The 15,160-nt window shown below is 71.7% G+C and carries 13 protein-coding genes; 6 read left to right on the top strand and 7 right to left on the bottom strand.

The window, feature by feature from the left end:
- Positions 1-90: 90 nt before the first annotated feature.
- Entirely contained in the window at positions 91-525 is a 435-nt protein-coding gene (locus tag AB0912_RS12700; protein ID WP_366698659.1) for an ATP-binding protein, read from the bottom strand.
- A 93-nt stretch (positions 526-618) separates the two neighbouring features.
- Here AB0912_RS12700 and AB0912_RS12705 point away from each other — a divergent pair, with 93 nt between their 5' ends.
- Entirely contained in the window at positions 619-1,467 is an 849-nt protein-coding gene (locus AB0912_RS12705) for a helix-turn-helix transcriptional regulator (RefSeq protein WP_366698661.1), read from the top strand.
- Positions 1,427-1,705 (top strand): DUF397 domain-containing protein, encoded by a 279-nt coding sequence (locus tag AB0912_RS12710; RefSeq protein ID WP_366698663.1) that lies wholly within the window; start codon positions 1,427-1,429, stop codon positions 1,703-1,705. The genes AB0912_RS12705 and AB0912_RS12710 overlap by 41 nt, the downstream gene beginning before the upstream one ends.
- On the opposite strand, the gene AB0912_RS12715 is transcribed toward AB0912_RS12710, so the two are convergent.
- Positions 1,689-2,858, bottom strand: coding sequence for a steroid 3-ketoacyl-CoA thiolase (locus AB0912_RS12715; protein WP_366698665.1), 1,170 nt, complete (start codon positions 2,856-2,858; stop codon positions 1,689-1,691). The two genes, AB0912_RS12710 and AB0912_RS12715, sit on opposite strands and share 17 nt — an antisense overlap.
- Positions 2,859-3,192: 334 nt before the next feature.
- On the opposite strand from AB0912_RS12715, the gene AB0912_RS12720 reads away from it, so the two are divergent.
- The gene (locus AB0912_RS12720) at positions 3,193-4,437 is read left to right on the top strand and encodes a cytochrome P450 (RefSeq protein WP_366698667.1); all 1,245 of its coding nucleotides are present in this window, start codon (positions 3,193-3,195) and stop codon (positions 4,435-4,437) included.
- Positions 4,438-4,465: 28 nt separating this feature from the next.
- On the opposite strand, the gene AB0912_RS12725 is transcribed toward AB0912_RS12720, so the two are convergent.
- On the bottom strand, positions 4,466-6,517 hold the full coding sequence (locus AB0912_RS12725; protein ID WP_366698669.1) for a bifunctional glycosyltransferase 87/phosphatase PAP2 family protein: 2,052 nt from the start codon (positions 6,515-6,517) through the stop codon (positions 4,466-4,468).
- Between the two features lie 413 nt (positions 6,518-6,930).
- Between AB0912_RS12725 and proP the strand changes: the two genes are divergently transcribed.
- The gene (proP, locus tag AB0912_RS12730; RefSeq protein WP_366698671.1) at positions 6,931-8,331 is read left to right on the top strand and encodes a glycine betaine/L-proline transporter ProP; all 1,401 of its coding nucleotides are present in this window, start codon (positions 6,931-6,933) and stop codon (positions 8,329-8,331) included.
- A 204-nt stretch (positions 8,332-8,535) separates the two neighbouring features.
- A complete protein-coding gene (locus tag AB0912_RS12735; protein WP_366698673.1) occupies positions 8,536-9,207 on the top strand; it encodes an O-methyltransferase in 672 nt (223 codons plus the stop codon).
- Positions 9,208-9,283: 76 nt separating this feature from the next.
- Here AB0912_RS12735 and AB0912_RS12740 read toward each other — a convergent pair whose 3' ends face one another.
- A complete protein-coding gene (locus tag AB0912_RS12740) occupies positions 9,284-9,679 on the bottom strand; it encodes a hypothetical protein (protein WP_366698675.1) in 396 nt (131 codons plus the stop codon).
- Between the two features lie 121 nt (positions 9,680-9,800).
- On the opposite strand from AB0912_RS12740, the gene AB0912_RS12745 reads away from it, so the two are divergent.
- Positions 9,801-10,268, top strand: a complete 468-nt coding sequence (locus AB0912_RS12745; protein ID WP_366698677.1) for a DUF1992 domain-containing protein — start codon at positions 9,801-9,803, stop codon at positions 10,266-10,268.
- Positions 10,269-10,488: 220 nt separating this feature from the next.
- On the opposite strand, the gene AB0912_RS12750 is transcribed toward AB0912_RS12745, so the two are convergent.
- From AB0912_RS12750 to AB0912_RS12760, 3 genes are all read right to left on the bottom strand, one after another.
- The gene (locus AB0912_RS12750; protein WP_366698679.1) at positions 10,489-11,409 is read right to left on the bottom strand and encodes a hypothetical protein; all 921 of its coding nucleotides are present in this window, start codon (positions 11,407-11,409) and stop codon (positions 10,489-10,491) included.
- A 198-nt stretch (positions 11,410-11,607) separates the two neighbouring features.
- The gene (locus AB0912_RS12755) at positions 11,608-12,342 is read right to left on the bottom strand and encodes a hypothetical protein (protein ID WP_366698681.1); all 735 of its coding nucleotides are present in this window, start codon (positions 12,340-12,342) and stop codon (positions 11,608-11,610) included.
- Between the two features lie 488 nt (positions 12,343-12,830).
- Positions 12,831-14,894: an MDR family MFS transporter gene (locus AB0912_RS12760; RefSeq protein WP_366698823.1), complete on the bottom strand. Its 2,064-nt coding sequence runs from the start codon at positions 14,892-14,894 to the stop codon at positions 12,831-12,833.
- Positions 14,895-15,160 lie beyond the last annotated feature (266 nt).

Consider the following 15,160-nt stretch of genomic DNA (forward strand, 5'->3'; position numbering starts at 1 on the left):
CGCCTGCTGCGTACCCGGACACCGGCGCGCCCCCTGTCACGGGGTCCGCGCCGTCCCGGTCTCACGGGCCCCGCGCCGACCGGGCAGCCGTCAGCCGTCGCCGCCGCACACGAACCACACCGTCTTGCCGCCGCCGCCCTCCGGACCTCCCGGCGTCACCCCCCAGGAGTCCGCCACCGCGGCCAGCAGCATGAGGCCCCGGCCGCCCTCCGACTCCGGGCACAACTCCGTGCGCGGTACGGGCAGTCGCTCGCTCCCGTCCGCGACCTCCACCCGCACCCCCCGCTCCTGCCGCAGCAGCAGGATGGCGCAGCGCCGGTCCGGGACATGGCGTACGACGTTGGCGATCAGCTCGGTCAGGCCGAGTTCGACGGCGTCGCTGAGGTCGGCCCGGTCCCACTCGCGCAAGTAGGAGCGGGCGATGCGCCGGATGTGGCGCGCCGAGTGGTCACCGGCGATGAGCCGCAGGCGGTACTGGGCGCGGTGCGGACCCAGCAGCAGCGTAGGGGGAAAGTACTCGTTCACCCCTCCAGGCTGGCTACCCAGCGCTACTCTCGGCTACGGAACGGATGCAACCGGTCCCACAGTGGGCCGCGTGCGCGAGAGGGGCCGCCGCCCATGACCCACATCAACGTCCTCGACCCGGGCGCCTCGCCGCTCGACTACTACGGCTTCGAGCTGCGCCGCTGCCGGGAGGCCGCGGGGCTGACGCAGAAGCAGCTCGGCGACATCATCAACTACACCGGCTCGCTGGTCGGCCAGATCGAGACGGCCCGCAAGCTGCCCACCCTGGAGTTCAGCGAAAGGGTGGACGCGGCGCTGGGGACGGGCGGGTTACTGTCCCGGCTCGTCGGGCTGGTGCTGCGCAGCCAACTTCCGTCGTGGTTCCAACAGGTGGCGGAGTTGGAGGCTCGGGCCATCGAAATCTGCTCATTTCAAACCCACATGGTTCTCGGCCTGCTCCAGACACCGGCATACGCCCGCAACGTGCTCGGCGCCGTGGACCAAAGTAACCTCGACGAGCGCACCGATGTCCGTCTGTCTCGCCAGGGCATCTTCGAGAAACAAGAACCGCCCGTTTTCTGGGCAGTGCTCAGCGAAGCAGCGCTCAACTTGGAGATCGGCGATCCGGACATCATGCGAGGCCAACTGGCCCACCTGTTGAGCTTCGAGGCCAACCCGCGGATCAACATCCAGGTGTTGCCCTTCTCTGCGGGTTCACACGCGGGACTCACCGGCGCGTTCGACCTCTACCGTTTTGCCAGCGACCCGGCAATCCTCTACACCGAGACATACGGCAGCGGGTATCCGACGGCCAATCCAGAAACGGTCAAGGACTGTTCGCTGCGTTACGATCACCTCCAAGCTGCGGCCCTCTCCCTGAGGGACTCGGCGCGGCTGATGCGGCACGTGATGGAGGAGCGCTATGGCGACCGGCACGACCCCGAGCGAGATCCGGTGGCGTAAGTCCAGTTACAGCAGTGACCAGGGCGGCGAATGCGTCGAGTGCGCAGCCCTCGGCACCCTCACCTGGAGCAAGTCGTCCTACAGCAGCGACCAAGGCGGTCAGTGCCTCGAAATCGCCGCAACCCCCCACACCACCCTGGCCGTTCGTGACTCCAAGGTCCCGGCGGGACCGGTTCTCACCGTCGGCCCCGCCGCGTTCACCGCGTTCGTGGGGTGGGCCGCTACAACCGCTGGATGATCGTGCCGGTGGCCAGGCCGCCGCCCGCGCACATCGTGATCAGCGCGAACTCCTTGTCCGCGCGCTCCAGTTCGTGCAGTGCCGTCGTGATGAGCCGCGCTCCGGTCGCGCCGACGGGATGGCCGAGGGCGATCCCAGCGCCGTTCACGTTGACCTTCTCCATGTCCTGCTCGAAGACCTGAGTCCAGCTCAACACCACTGACGCGAAAGCCTCGTTGATCTCGACCAGGTCGATGTCCTTCAGCGACATCCCCGCCTTCCCCAGCACGGCCCGCGTCGCGTCGATCGGGCCGTCGAGGTGGAAGTGCGGGTCGGACCCGACCAGCGCCTGCGCCACGATCCGCGCCCGGGGCCGCAGCTTCAGCGCCCGCGCCATCCGCTTGGACGCCCACAGGATCGCTGACGCGCCGTCGGAGATCTGGGAGGAGTTCCCGGCCGTGTGCACGGCGGTCGGCATGACCGGCTTCAGCCGTGCCAGCGCCTCCATCGAGGTGTCGCGCAGCCCCTCGTCCCGGTCCACGAGCCGCCACATGCCCTGCCCGGCGGCCTGTTCCTCCTCGGTGGTGGGCACCTGCACGGCGAACGTCTCCCGCTTGAACCGCTCCTCCGCCCAGGCGATCGCGGCCCGCTCCTGGGAGATCAGCCCGAGCGAGTCGACGTTCTCGCGGGTCAGCCCGCGGTGCCGGGCGATCCGCTCGGCGGCCTCGAACTGGTTGGGCAGATCGACGTTCCACTCGTCGGGGAACGGCTTGCCCGGCCCGTGCTTGGAGCCGGACCCGAGCGGCACCCGGGACATCGCCTCGACCCCGCAGGAGATGCCGACGTCGATGACACCGGCCGCGATCATGTTGGCGGTCATGTGCGAGGCCTGCTGCGAGGAGCCGCACTGGCAGTCGACGGTGGTCGCGGCCGTCTCGTAGGGCAGGCCCATGGCGAGCCACGCGGTGCGCGCGGGGTTCATGGACTGCTCGCCGGCGTGGGTCACCGTGCCGCCGACGATCTGCTCGACGCAGTCGGCGTGGATGCCGGTGCGGCCGAGGAGTTCACGGTAGGTCTCGCCCAGGAGATAGGCGGGATGGAGGTTGGCGAGCGCGCCACCGCGCTTGCCGATCGGCGTGCGTACGGCTTCGACGATCACGGGTTCCGCGGCCATGGGGGCTCGTCCTCTCCTCAGGCCTGCCCGGCGGGTCAGGCCCAGCTCACCCGCGCAGCGCGGGGCGTCCCGGCCCACCCACCGCGCAGAACTAGAACGCGTACCAGTTCTGCGTGCAGTTTGCTGAGCGGAGCCCCCGCGCCGCAAGGGTCGTGCAGCCCCCGAAGTGGTGATCTGCACCGATCCCGCACGCAATTGGGGGCCCCGCACCCCTTGCCACTTGTAGAACCCGTTACTACGTTCACGGCGATTCCCTGCTTCTGATGGACCGTCAGAACGCTGTGCCCCCGCCCCTCACCGCCGCGGGCGCGAGACGCGAGACCTGGAGTTGCCGATGCCCTGTCCAGCGCTGCCCGACGGGTTCGATTTCACCGACCCCGACGTCCTGCACCAGCGCGTGCCCCTGCCGGAGTTCGCCGAACTGCGCCGGGCCGAACCGGTCCACTGGGTGCCGCAGCGAAGCGGCGTCGCGGGGTTCGGGGACGACGGCTACTGGGCCGTCACCCGGCACGCGGACGTCAAGTACGTCTCGACGCACCCCGAACTCTTCTCCTCGTACCTCAACACGGCCGTCATCCGCTTCAACGAGCACATCCAGCGCGAGCAGGTCGAGGTGCAGCGGCTCATCATGCTCAACATGGACCCGCCCGAGCACACCCGGGTCCGGCAGATCGTGCAGCGCGGGTTCACCCCGCGCGCCATCCGCTCGCTGGAGGACGCGCTGCGTGCCCGGGCCGGCTCGATCGTCGCGGACGCGCTCGCCGGGGCCGGTCCGGGCGGCGGCTTCGACTTCGTCACCCAGGTCGCCTGCGAACTGCCGCTCCAGGCGATAGCCGAGCTGATCGGCGTCCCGCAGGAGGACCGCGCCAAGATCTTCGACTGGTCCAACAAGATGGTGGCGTACGACGATCCGGAGTACGCGATCACCGAGGAGATCGGCGCGGACTCGGCCACCGAACTCATCTCGTACGCGATGAACATGGCCGCCGAGCGCAAGCGGTGCCCGGCGAAGGACATCGTGAGCACCCTGGTGGCGGCGGAGGACGAGGGGAACCTCGGCTCCGACGAGTTCGGCTTCTTCGTGCTGCTGCTGGCGGTCGCCGGCAACGAGACCACCCGTAACGCCATCACGCACGGGATGCACGCCCTGCTGACCCACCCCGGACAGTGGGACCTCTACAAGCGGGAGCGGCCGAAGACGACGGCCGAGGAGATCGTCCGCTGGGCGACGCCGGTCGTGGCCTTCCAGCGCACCGCCACGCAGGACACCGAACTGGGCGGGCAGCGGATCGCCGAGGGCGACCGGGTCGGCCTCTTCTACTCCTCCGCCAACCACGACCCCGAGGTCTTCGAGAACCCCGAGGCCTTCGACATCACCCGCGACCCCAACCCACACCTCGGGTTCGGCGGCGGCGGCCCGCACTTCTGCCTCGGCAAGTCGCTGGCCACCCTGGAGATCGACCTGATCTTCAACGCGATCGCCGACGCGATGCCGAACCTGCGCCTCACCGGCGACCCGCGCCGACTGCGCTCGGCCTGGCTGAACGGCGTGAAGGAACTCCGGGTCAGCCACGCGTAGCGGGCCCGGTCACGTGATGACGGGTCGGTCACCTGTGACAGACACCCCGCCCCCTCGGGCCGACGATCTCCCGGCACCCGCCGGCCCGTTCCGCCTCCTCCAGGGCCCGCGGGCCCTGGAGGAGGTACGTCAGCCCGAAGCCGGCGGCGACCACGGCGGCGCCGCCGACGGCGTCCAGGATCCAGTGGTTGCCGGTCGCGACGATCGCGGAGACCGTGAACAGCGGGTGCAGCAGGCCCAGCGCCTTCATCCACCACTTGGGCGCCAGGATCGCGATGACGAGCCCGCACCACAGGGACCAGCCGAAGTGCAGCGAGGGCATCGCCGCGTACTGGTTGGTGAGGGCGGTCAGCGTGCCGTAGTCCGGCTTGGAGAAGTCCTGCACGCCGTGCACGGTGTCGATGATTCCGAGGCCCGGCATCAGGCGGGGCGGGGCGAGCGGGTAGAGCCAGAAGCCGACGAGGGCGAGCAGGGTGGCGAAGCCGAGGGCGGAGCGGGCCCACCGGTAGTCGGCGGGGCGGCGGACGTAGAGCACGGCGAGGACGGCCAGCGGCACGAAGAAGTGGAACGACTCGTAGTAGAAGTCGAAGAACTCGCGCAGGAAGCCGATCTTGAACACCGCGTGGTTGACCCAGTGCTCGATGTCGAGGCGGAGGAACCGCTCGACGGCGAGGATCTGGTCGCCGTGGTGCTCGGCGGTGGCCCGGCCGCCCGCGTTGGTGCCGCCGGTCGCGGCGAGCCGGACCTGCTGGTAGGCGGAGTAGCCGACGCGGATCAGGAGGAGTTCGAGCAGCAGGTTCGGGCGGGTGAGGACGCGGCCGGGGACGGGCAGCAGCGGCACCCGCTTCCACCGGGCGGGCACCGGCGCCGCGTAGTCGGTGGGGACGGGCGCCCGGTAGTGCTCGCGGGTGCGGGACAGGAACGGTACGAGGGTGGCGGCGGCCAGCGCGGCGATCAGCACCACGTTGTCGCGCACCGGGTAGAGGGCCGGCATGTTCGGCAGCATCATCGTGCCGGGCAGGGTCATGACGAGGACGACGGCGACGGGCCACATGTAGCGGTCCGAGGTCTTCTTCCCCACCCGTCCGACGACCGCGAGCAGCACCCACAGCAGTTGGTGCTGCCAGGTGGTGGGCGAGACGGCGACGGCGACACAGCCGGTGAGGGCGACGGCGAGCAGGAGCTGCCCGTCGCGGGCGTAGAAAACCGCGCGGCGCAGTCCGAGGACGGCGACGGCCGCGCCGAGGGCCAGGAAGAGGCCGATCTCCAGCGGGCCGGTGAGTCCGAGGCGCAGCAGCGCGCCGTGCAGGGACTGGTTGGCGAGGTCGTCGGCCGCCCCGCCGAGCCCGACGCCCGCCGGGTGGCGCAGCCAGTAGGTGCCTGAGTCGTGGGGCATCGCGGCCCAGGCGAGGGCGGTGAGGGCGGCGAAGGTGGCCCCGGTGGAGGCGGCGGCGCGGCGGCGGCCGGTGAACCAGAGCAGCGGGGTGAAGAGCAGCACGGTGGGCTGGAGGGCCGCCGCGAGCCCGATCAGCACCCCGCTCGCCCGCTCCCCGCGCACGGTGAAGCAGCCGAGGAGGACGAGCAGGACCGGGATGATGCTGGTCTGGCCGAGGTGGAGGGCGTTGCGCACCGGCAGGGACAGCATCAGCAGGCTGACGGCGACGGGCGCGGCGAGCAGGGACGTACGGCGGCTGACGGGCTGCGGCAGGGCGCGGGCCGCGACCAGGCCGAGGGCGACGACCAGCAGGAGGGTGCCGAAGGTCCAGCCCCAGCCGAGCGCCTGTTCGGCCGCGCGGGTGAGCGGCTTGAGCACAAGTCCCCCGAAAGGGGTCCCGGTGAACCGCGTCGAGTCGTACAGCGAGCCGTTGACGTGCAGCACGCCGTGCGGGCCGACCCAGGTCTCCAGGACCGTCAGCCGTTCCGCCTCGGGGGCGCCGAGGACGGCGGTGACCTGTCGTGCGGCGAGCAGGGCGGCCAGCATCCACAGTCCGGCGCGGAGCGCGCGCAGCCGGGGTCTCGCCGTCCGCGCTCCTGCCGCGAAGGCATTTCCCGCTGGTCCGCCGTGCTCCACGTTCGCCACGCCCCGTCGACCCTCCCGCCCCGATTTCCCCTTGTGTCCCGCGTGTCCGTTACGTCATTCCTTATCAGGACCCTATGGGCCCCACACCGCCCCGTCGAGAGACACGGGAAACCCCCGCTTCACCCGATACCCCCCTTCCCTTCCACTTCCTTTTGTCCGAATGACGATAGTCCGCGCACCCGCCGGTTCCGTCCCGGGGTCGCGACAAACGTCACAGACGGGGCGCCCGGCGGCCCTCACGGCGCGACCCGTCCTGCCTGCGTACGTCACCTTTACGCACTCTCGGCGACGATCCCCGCACGCCACGTGATCCGGACGAGTGCCCCTAAGGTCGCTTTTCGGCCTGCCTCCGGGCGGGCCTCGGTTCCGCCTCCGGGCGGGCCGCGTCCCTGTCCCCGGCGGAAGGAAGGCCCTTGCCCACCGCGACCCCCGTAGCGCCCGCAGCCCCCGCGACATCCGTCCCCGCCCCCGGCCGCCCGGCGTCCCCAGAGGTCACCGTCACCGATCCCGCGCTGGTCAAGCGCGCTGTGAAGGCGGCGGCGCTCGGCAACGCGATGGAGTGGTTCGACTTCGGTGTCTACAGCTACATCGCGGTGACCCTGGGCAAGGTCTTCTTCCCCTCCGGCAACCCGACCGCCCAGCTCCTGTCGACCTTCGGCGCCTTCGCCGCGGCCTTCCTGGTCCGCCCGCTCGGCGGCCTGGTCTTCGGCCCGCTCGGCGACCGCATCGGCCGCCAGAAGGTCCTCGCCCTCACGATGATCATGATGGCGGCGGGCACCTTCGCGATCGGCCTGATCCCGTCGTACGCCTCGATCGGCGTCGGCGCCCCGGTCCTGCTGCTCGCGGCCCGCCTGGTGCAGGGCTTCTCCACCGGCGGCGAGTACGCGGGCGCCTCGACGTTCATCGCCGAGTACGCGCCCGACAAGAAGCGCGGCTTCTTCGGGAGCTGGCTGGAGTTCGGCACCCTCGCCGGATACATCGGCGGCGCGGGTCTGGTGACCCTGATGACCGCGCTGCTCTCCACGGACGACCTGCTCTCCTGGGGCTGGCGCGTCCCGTTCCTGATCGCCGGCCCGATGGGCATCATCGGCCTCTACCTGCGGATGCGCCTGGAGGAGACCCCGGCGTTCGCCGCCGAGCTGGAGAAGGCCGAGACCGACCGCCCGAAGGTGCCGCTGCGCGAGATGATCACCGGCCAGTGGCGCACCCTGCTGCTGTGCATGGGCCTGGTCCTGGTCTTCAACGTCACCGACTACATGCTGCTGTCGTACATGCCGAGCTATCTGACCAGCGAGCTGAAGTACGACGAGACGCACGGTCTGCTCGTCGTCCTCGCGGTGATGGCGCTGATGATGATCGTGCAGCCCTTCGCCGGCGCGCTGACCGACCGGATCGGCCGCCGCCCGGTGATCGCCGCGGGCTGCGCCGGCTTCCTCGCCCTGTCCGTCCCCGCGATGCTGCTGATCCGCCAGGGCGGCCTGGCCGCGATCGGCCTCGGCATGGGCGCCCTCGGCCTGCTGCTGGTCTGCTTCACCGCCGCGATGCCGGCCGCGCTCCCGGCGCTCTTCCCGACCCGGGTCCGCTACGGCTCGCTGTCCATCGGCTTCAACATCTCCGTCTCGCTCTTCGGCGGTACCACCCCGCTCGTGGTCACCGCCCTCATCGGCGCGACCGGGAACATGATGATGCCCGCCTACTACATGATGGCCGCGGCCGTCGTCGGCGGTGTGGCGGTCTGGTTCATGACGGAGTCGGCGGGCCGCCCGCTGCCGGGTTCCGCCCCCGCGGTGGAGCCCGCGCCGGCCCGCCACTGACACCAAGCCGAACCGACACCAAGCCGAACTGACACCTCGCCGACCGCCAGGCCCGGGCGTCCGGGCGTCCGGGCGTCCGGGCGTCCGGGCGTCCGGGCAGGGATTTCACGGCCCCGGAAACCCGCTGGCCGCCACCAGCGCGGGCGACTAGGTTTCTCCTGAAGTACTTAGCGCATCTAACTAGGCATACGAAAGGCCCGGTGCATGAGCGAGTCGCAGGTCTGGAACGACGTCGACCACCACTTCACCACCCTGCTGGCCCCCGCCGACGAACCGCTGTCCGCCGCGCTGCGCGACAGCGAGGCGGCCGGACTGCCCCCGATCAACGTCGCGCCGAACCAGGGCAAGCTGCTCCGGCTGCTCGCCGAGATCCAGGGCGCCCGCCGCATCCTCGAGATCGGCACCCTCGGCGGCTACAGCACGATCTGGCTGGGCCGCGCCCTGCCCGCCGACGGCCGGCTGATCACCCTGGAGTACGAGCCCCGGCACGCCGAGGTGGCCCGCGGCAACCTCGCCCGGGCCGGCCTCGGCACACTGGCCGAGGTGCGGGTCGGCCCCGCCCTGGAGTCGCTGCGGAAGCTGGCGGAGGAGGACCCCGAGCCGTTCGACTTCGTCTTCATCGACGCGGACAAGGTGAACAACCCGCACTACGTGGAGTGGGCGGTCCGGCTCACCCGGCCCGGCAGCGTCATCGTCGTCGACAACGTCGTGCGCGGCGGCGCGGTCGCCGACGCCGACAGCACCGACCCGAGCGTGCGGGGCACCCGGGCGGCGCTCGAACTCATCGCCTCGCACCCGAAGCTGGACGGCACCGCCGTCCAGACGGTGGGCAGCAAGGGCTACGACGGCTTCGCCCTGGCCCGCGTACGGGCCTGAGCGCGAAGGGCGCGTACGGGCCTGAGGGCGCCGGGCGTGTACGGGCCTGACCGCGCCGGACAGCCCGGGGTTCGCCCTACGGCTCGTGGTAGAAGCCCACGTTCACCGTGCGGGGGCCGGTCCGGTCCTGGATGACGAGTTCGCCGGAGCCGCCCGCGGGCAGCTTGGCCGTGCCTCCGTACGGCAGCGCCTGCGGGGGCAGTCCCGCCAGGGTCAGCCGGACCTCGGAGGACGGTTCCGGGTGGGAGCCGCGCAGCCAGGTGACCTGCCAGGAGCCGTCGGGCCCGCACAGGAACTCCAGGTGGACCCGGGAGACGAACAGCCAGTCGTCGGGGGTCGAGAGCCGGCACACGGCCCGGTCCCGTCCCACCCGCAGCATGGCCCCGGGGTCGCTCGGCGCGTCGGCCATCAGCATCCCGGCCGTCGCGCCGGCGTCCGCGCCGGACATCGTGGCCATGGTGAGTTCGAGCACGCGCGCTCCTTCGTGAAGGGTGCTGGACCCGTCGTCCTGACGCGGAGCGTGGTTCCCACGCCGCCGCCGCATGATAATTCGACCGTTCCCGTCCTGGTGTGGCCTCCGGCACAATGGACCCATGACGGAGCGCAAGCCACCCGGTGTCAGCTTCGAGTCCTGGGTCGACCGGCAGATCCGCGAGGCGAAGTCGCGCGGCGAGTTCGACCAACTCCCGGGCGCGGGCAAGCCGTTGCCGGAGATCACCGACACGGCGTACGACGAACTGTGGTGGATCAAGCGCAAGATGGCCCGTGAGGGCCTGTCGGTCCTGCCGCCCACACTCGCCCTGCGCAAGGAGGCGGAGGACGCCCTCGTGGCCGCGTCCGTGGCCCCCTCCGAGCGGGCCGTGCGGCGGATCATCGAGGACGTCAACGCCAAGATCCGCGAGGTCATGTTCAAGCCGCCGCCGGGTCCTCCCCTCGGCCTCAAGCCCTACGACGTGGAGAAGCTGGTCCAGGAGTGGCGCGCGGCGCGCGAGGAGCGGGCCGCCGGGCACCCGGAGGCGGGCCCCGAGGCGGACCGGCGGGAGAGCGGCGGAGCCGCCTGAGACCCTCCAGCCCTCGGACGCGCCCCGTCGTAAGCCCGCACCGGTCGTGAGCCGGGTCGGTGGGTCCCGTCGCGTGGGCACCATGGAAGGCGCGGCGACGCCATGGACGGCGCGGCGGTCACGTACCGGTCGCGCGCACGCCGTGAGGCCGCGTCCCGGAACATGGTCCGGGACGCGGCCTCACCCGCGCTGATGGCGCTTGTGGTATCCGCCGGGCGGCTCAGATGTGCAGCAGCCGTTCGGTCATCTCGCGGTAGTCCTGGAGGGCGAGCCGCAGCTTCTCGGTGTCGGTGGACGAGGTCTTGCCCTCGCCCTCCGCCTGCCAGGAGGTGCGCAGCGAACGCCGGCGCTGGGACACGGCTTCCGTGAACCGGCTCGCCAGCTCTTCGAGCACGTGGTCGGCCTCCTCGACGGACGCCTCCGGCCCGTCGACGAACCCGCCGACCGCGTGCCGCATGCGCTCCGAGAACTTGTCGTACTCGTCGCCCGGCAGCAGCCGGTCCCCGTGCCCGGTGGCGTCCTCGGCGCGGTCCGTGCCGTGCCGCTTGCCGCGGTCCTTGCCGTCCGTACGGTTCGCGGTGTCCGCGCGCCCGGTGCCGCTGCCGTCGCCGCTGTCGCGCTGCACGGCACCCGGCTGGGCGTTGTCGGTGTCGAGGTCCGTGTCACGCGGGGTGATGGGCGGGGCCGTGCCCGTGCGGCCGGTCCGGTCGCCGTACGAGGTCGTGTCCTCGCCGGTACGGATGTCGGCGCTGTCGCGGCCCGGCGTGCCGGTGCCGTTCGTGCGGGCCAGGGTGTCGGTGGTGCCGGACGTGCGGGCGGTGATGCCGTCGCCCGTGCCGGTGGTCCCGGTCGTCCCGGTCGTGCCGGTCGTGCCAGCGGTCCCGGTCGTGCCGGCCGTGCCGGTGGTCCCCGCCGTGCGGGCGGTGTCGCCGGTCCTCGGACGGTCGTCCGTGGTGAGGTCGTCGGACGTGGGGTCCAGGTGGCCCTTGAGGGCGTCGCGGCGCGACACGTCGTCGCCGGCGGCGCTGTCGGCCGACTGCGCCCGGTCGTCCACGGGACGCTCGGGGGGCACCGGGGTGACGCGGCCCTTCGTGGCCGCCTCGCCGGACGGGTTGCGCTCAGGGTCCTGTGTGGGCTTCATCGCGTTCACCTTCCTCAACTCCCTTTCGCCTGAGGCCTGTTGAAGGCCACGGGCAGGGGGAGCGAGTGTCGTGGTTGGAAGTCTCGGGTTGTCGGTGCGCGACCGTCCGCCGCGCCGGGGCACTTCACGTGCTCGTCGTACTCGCCGTGCTCGTCGTACTCGTCGCGGCTCGTCGTGTTCGTCGCGCTCCCGACGGAGCTAGGCGGACTCGGCGGTGTGCCGGTGGTCGTCCTTCTTCGTGATGCCGAACCGACGGGTGCGTACGGAGTGGTCGTCGCGGTCGTCACGTGCGTCCGCCGACTCGCTCACGTCGTCCCTGCCGTCCACGCCGTCCGTGTCGCGGTCGCGCGCGTGGCCGGAGGACTTGTCCTCGCGGTCCGGGCTCATCAGGTCCTCGAACAGGGCGCGGGCCTCCAGCATCGCCTCGCGCATCTGCTCGGTGTCGCCGGTGCCGTCCTGGCCCGCGGCGGCCGGGGCCAGCGCGGCCCGGTGCACCTTGCGGTAGCCGTGGACGTGGTGTCCGTGGTGCACGGAGAGTGCGGAGACCTGCTCCTCGTACTGCTCCACGCCGGGGAACCCGCGGGCCGCGGCCAGGTCGCCGAGCAGCCGGTCGGCCTCGGCCACCGCCTCGCGCGGGGAGTCGACGAAGCGCTCCTGCGCGGCGGTCCAGCCGGCCGTGAACCGCTCGCGGTCCGCCGGGTCGAGGGGACGCTCGCGCAGTCCGCCGTGCAGCTTCACCCGTTCGGTGAGGTCGGCCTCGGCGGCCTTGGTGTCACCGTCGTGCCGGTCGACGGCACGGTCGTACTCCGGTCCGAAGCGCCGCCGGAGGGTACGGCCGCCGGGCGGCCGTCGGTTGAGGAGGGTCAGGGCGGCCGCGACGACGGCAACGGCCACCACGATCACGATCAGAGCGATGATCACGCCTGTGGACATGGATGCCTTCCGAGGTTCTCGACCCAACGGGCCGGTTCTACACCCGGGTTGCCCGGAAGTCGCTCCTCAAACGGCGGCGGTCACGGCGCGTAGGGCCGGGGCCCTCACCCGGCGGCGCGCCCGGCCCCTCGGCACACCCCGGAATCGACCGGAATCGACCGGTCGGCCGGCTGTCGACTGCCGGCTGCCGGCTGCCGGCTGCCGGCTGCCGGCTGCCGGCTGCCGGCTGCCGGCTGTCGGCTGTCGGCTGTCGGCGGGGTGGACGGCGCCGAGTCCCGCCCGGTGGTGGGCGGGGCCGGGCCCGACGCCCGTGAGGGGGCAGGCCGAGCGGGACACCCGCAAGGCGAACCGGGCCGGGCCGGACACCGCGAGGCGAGCGGGGCCGGACCCGGACACCCGCGAGGCAAGCGCGACCAGACCCGGACACCCGCAAGGCGAACCGGACCGGACCCGGACCGGGTCCGCGAGGCGAGGCGAGGCGGCGCGTCTCAGGCGGGCTCGCCCAGGCGCCGGATCTGCGGCGCGCCCTCCTCGTGGGGGCGTTCCGCGTCGGAGCCGCACAGCTCCTCGTTCAGCTCCTCGACCAGCCGCGCGAGGTCGGTCGGCCGATCCGGGCCCCACCAGTCGCCGAGGAGCGCGGCGAGCGACTCCTCGCGGGCCAGCGACAGCTTCCCGGCGGCGGCCCGCCCCGCGTCGGTCAGCACCAGGTCCATGCCGTCGCGGCGGGCGAGCCGGCGCTCCTCGATCTGGCGGGCGGCGGCCAGCACGACGGTCAGCGGCACGGCGCTCCTCTCCGCGAGCAGGGCGGGCTCGGCCCACCCGTACTTCTTGATCCGCAGCAGCAGCCAGCTCGCCGCCGGCAGCAGGTCGTAACCCGCCCGCTCGGTGATCTCCTCGTAGATCTCGCGCCGCCCCTCCCGGGTGCCGAGCACGGACAGCGCCCGGCACACCTCGTCGTACGAGGACCGCTCGACCGGGTTGCTGGCGAGCGTCTCCGTGACGTCGGGGGCGGTGACCGAGCCGCGCAGTTTGTCCTCGCGCAGGAACCAGGCCAGTACGAAGCCGAGCACGGCGACCGGGGCGGCGTAGAGGAAGACGTCGGTGATCGAGGTCGCGAACGCGTGCAGCACGGGTGGCCGCAGGTCCGCGGGCAGCGAGCCGATCCCCTTCGGGTCGGCCTTCAGCGAGTCCGTGGTGATGCCCGCCGGCAACTGCCGCCCGCCGAGCGCCTCGGTCAGGTTGTCGCCCAGCCGGCTCGCGAAGACCGTGCCGAAGATCGCCACGCCGAAGGAGGCGCCGATGGACCGGAAGAACGTCGCGCCGGAGGTGGCGACGCCCAGATCCTCGTACGACACCGCGTTCTGCACGATCAGCACCAGGACCTGCATGACCAGGCCGAGGCCCAGGCCGAAGACGAAGAAGTACGCGCTCATCTCGCCGGTGCCGCTGTTCTCGTCGAGCTGGTGCAGCAGGAGCAGGCCGAGGGCGGTGACGCCGGTGCCCGCGACCGGGAACACCTTCCAGCGGCCGGTCCGGCTGACGATCTGCCCGGAGACCGTGGACGACAGCAGCAGCCCGAAGACCATCGGCAGCATGTGCACACCCGACATCGTCGGGGTCACGCCCTGCACGACCTGGAGGAACGTCGGCAGATAGGTCATCGCGCCGAACATCGCGAACCCGACGATGAAGCTGATGATCGCGGACAGCGTGAAGGTGTGGACGCGGAACAGCTTCAGCGGCAGCACCGGTTCGGCCGCGCGCCGCTCCACCGCGACGAACGCGAAGCCGAGGACCACGCCGAGCACCGCGAGAGCGATGATCTGCGGCGAGCCCCAGTCCCAGGTGGTGCCGCCCAGCGAGGCCACCAGGACCAGACAGGTGGCGACCGCCGCGATCAGGAACGTACCGAGGTAGTCGATGACATGGCGGGCCGACTTCTTCGGGACGTGCAGCACCGCCGCGATCACCCCGAGCGCGACGACGCCGACGGGCAGGTTGACGTAGAACACCCAGCGCCAGCTCAGATGCTCCGTGAACAGCCCGCCGAGCAGCGGTCCGAGCACGCTGGTCGCGCCGAAGACGGCGCCGAACAGGCCCTGGTACTTGCCCCGTTCACGCGGCGGTACGAGGTCGCCGACGATCGCCATCGACAGCACCATCAGGCCGCCGCCGCCGAGCCCCTGCAACGCCCGGAACGCGATCAGCTCACCCATGTTCTGCGCCATGCCGCACAGCGCGGAGCCGATCAGGAAGATCACGATCGCCGTCTGGAACAGCCGTTTGCGGCCGTACTGGTCGCCCAGCTTGCCCCACAGCGGGGTCGCCGCCGTCGACGCGAGCAGGTAGGCGGTGACCACCCAGGACAGGTGCTCCAGGCCGCCGAGGTCGCTGACGATGGTCGGCAGCGCGGTCGACACGATCGTCTGGTCCAGCGCGGCGAGCAGCATGCCGAGGAGCAGGGCGCCGATCGAGACGAAGACGCTGCCGTGCACGGTGTCGTGGGCGTCGGTGGCCGCGGCGGTCCGCCGCCGTACGGCGGTCTCGCTCATCTCTATCGGCTCGCTCATCTCCGTCGACCCGTGCGGGCCGCTCAGGCCGCCCGTGCCGCCCGTGCTGCTTGTGCTGCTTGTGCCGCTCGTGCTGTTCGTGCTGCGGTCGTCGGGCGTCCGCGAACCGTGCGCGTCCCCGGTCATACGGCCTCCCTGCGCGCCCGAGGGTCTCGATCACCCTCCATCCTGATCGGTGTGTCCGGTTATGGCCTGTCGAGGCATCCGGAATCCGGGATTTCGGGGGGCTCGTTGAAGGTGGTGTGAAG

Source organism: Streptomyces sp. NPDC007084 (assembly GCF_040703595.1).
Classification (GTDB): domain Bacteria; phylum Actinomycetota; class Actinomycetes; order Streptomycetales; family Streptomycetaceae; genus Streptomyces.

What these genes read in the sequence shown, in the direction of transcription:
- AB0912_RS12705 (WP_366698661.1), top strand. Translation starts at nt 619, where the DNA reads ATGACCCACATCAACGTCCTCGACCCGGGCGCCTCGCCGCTCGACTAC.
- AB0912_RS12710 (WP_366698663.1), top strand. Translation starts at nt 1,427, where the DNA reads ATGGCGACCGGCACGACCCCGAGCGAGATCCGGTGGCGTAAGTCCAGT.
- AB0912_RS12715 (WP_366698665.1), bottom strand. Translation starts at nt 2,858, where the DNA reads ATGGCCGCGGAACCCGTGATCGTCGAAGCCGTACGCACGCCGATCGGC.
- AB0912_RS12720 (WP_366698667.1), top strand. Translation starts at nt 3,193, where the DNA reads ATGCCCTGTCCAGCGCTGCCCGACGGGTTCGATTTCACCGACCCCGAC.
- AB0912_RS12735 (WP_366698673.1), top strand. Translation starts at nt 8,536, where the DNA reads ATGAGCGAGTCGCAGGTCTGGAACGACGTCGACCACCACTTCACCACC.
- AB0912_RS12745 (WP_366698677.1), top strand. Translation starts at nt 9,801, where the DNA reads ATGACGGAGCGCAAGCCACCCGGTGTCAGCTTCGAGTCCTGGGTCGAC.
- AB0912_RS12750 (WP_366698679.1), bottom strand. Translation starts at nt 11,409, where the DNA reads ATGAAGCCCACACAGGACCCTGAGCGCAACCCGTCCGGCGAGGCGGCC.
- AB0912_RS12755 (WP_366698681.1), bottom strand. Translation starts at nt 12,342, where the DNA reads ATGTCCACAGGCGTGATCATCGCTCTGATCGTGATCGTGGTGGCCGTT.
- AB0912_RS12760 (WP_366698823.1), bottom strand. Translation starts at nt 14,894, where the DNA reads ATGAGCGAGACCGCCGTACGGCGGCGGACCGCCGCGGCCACCGACGCC.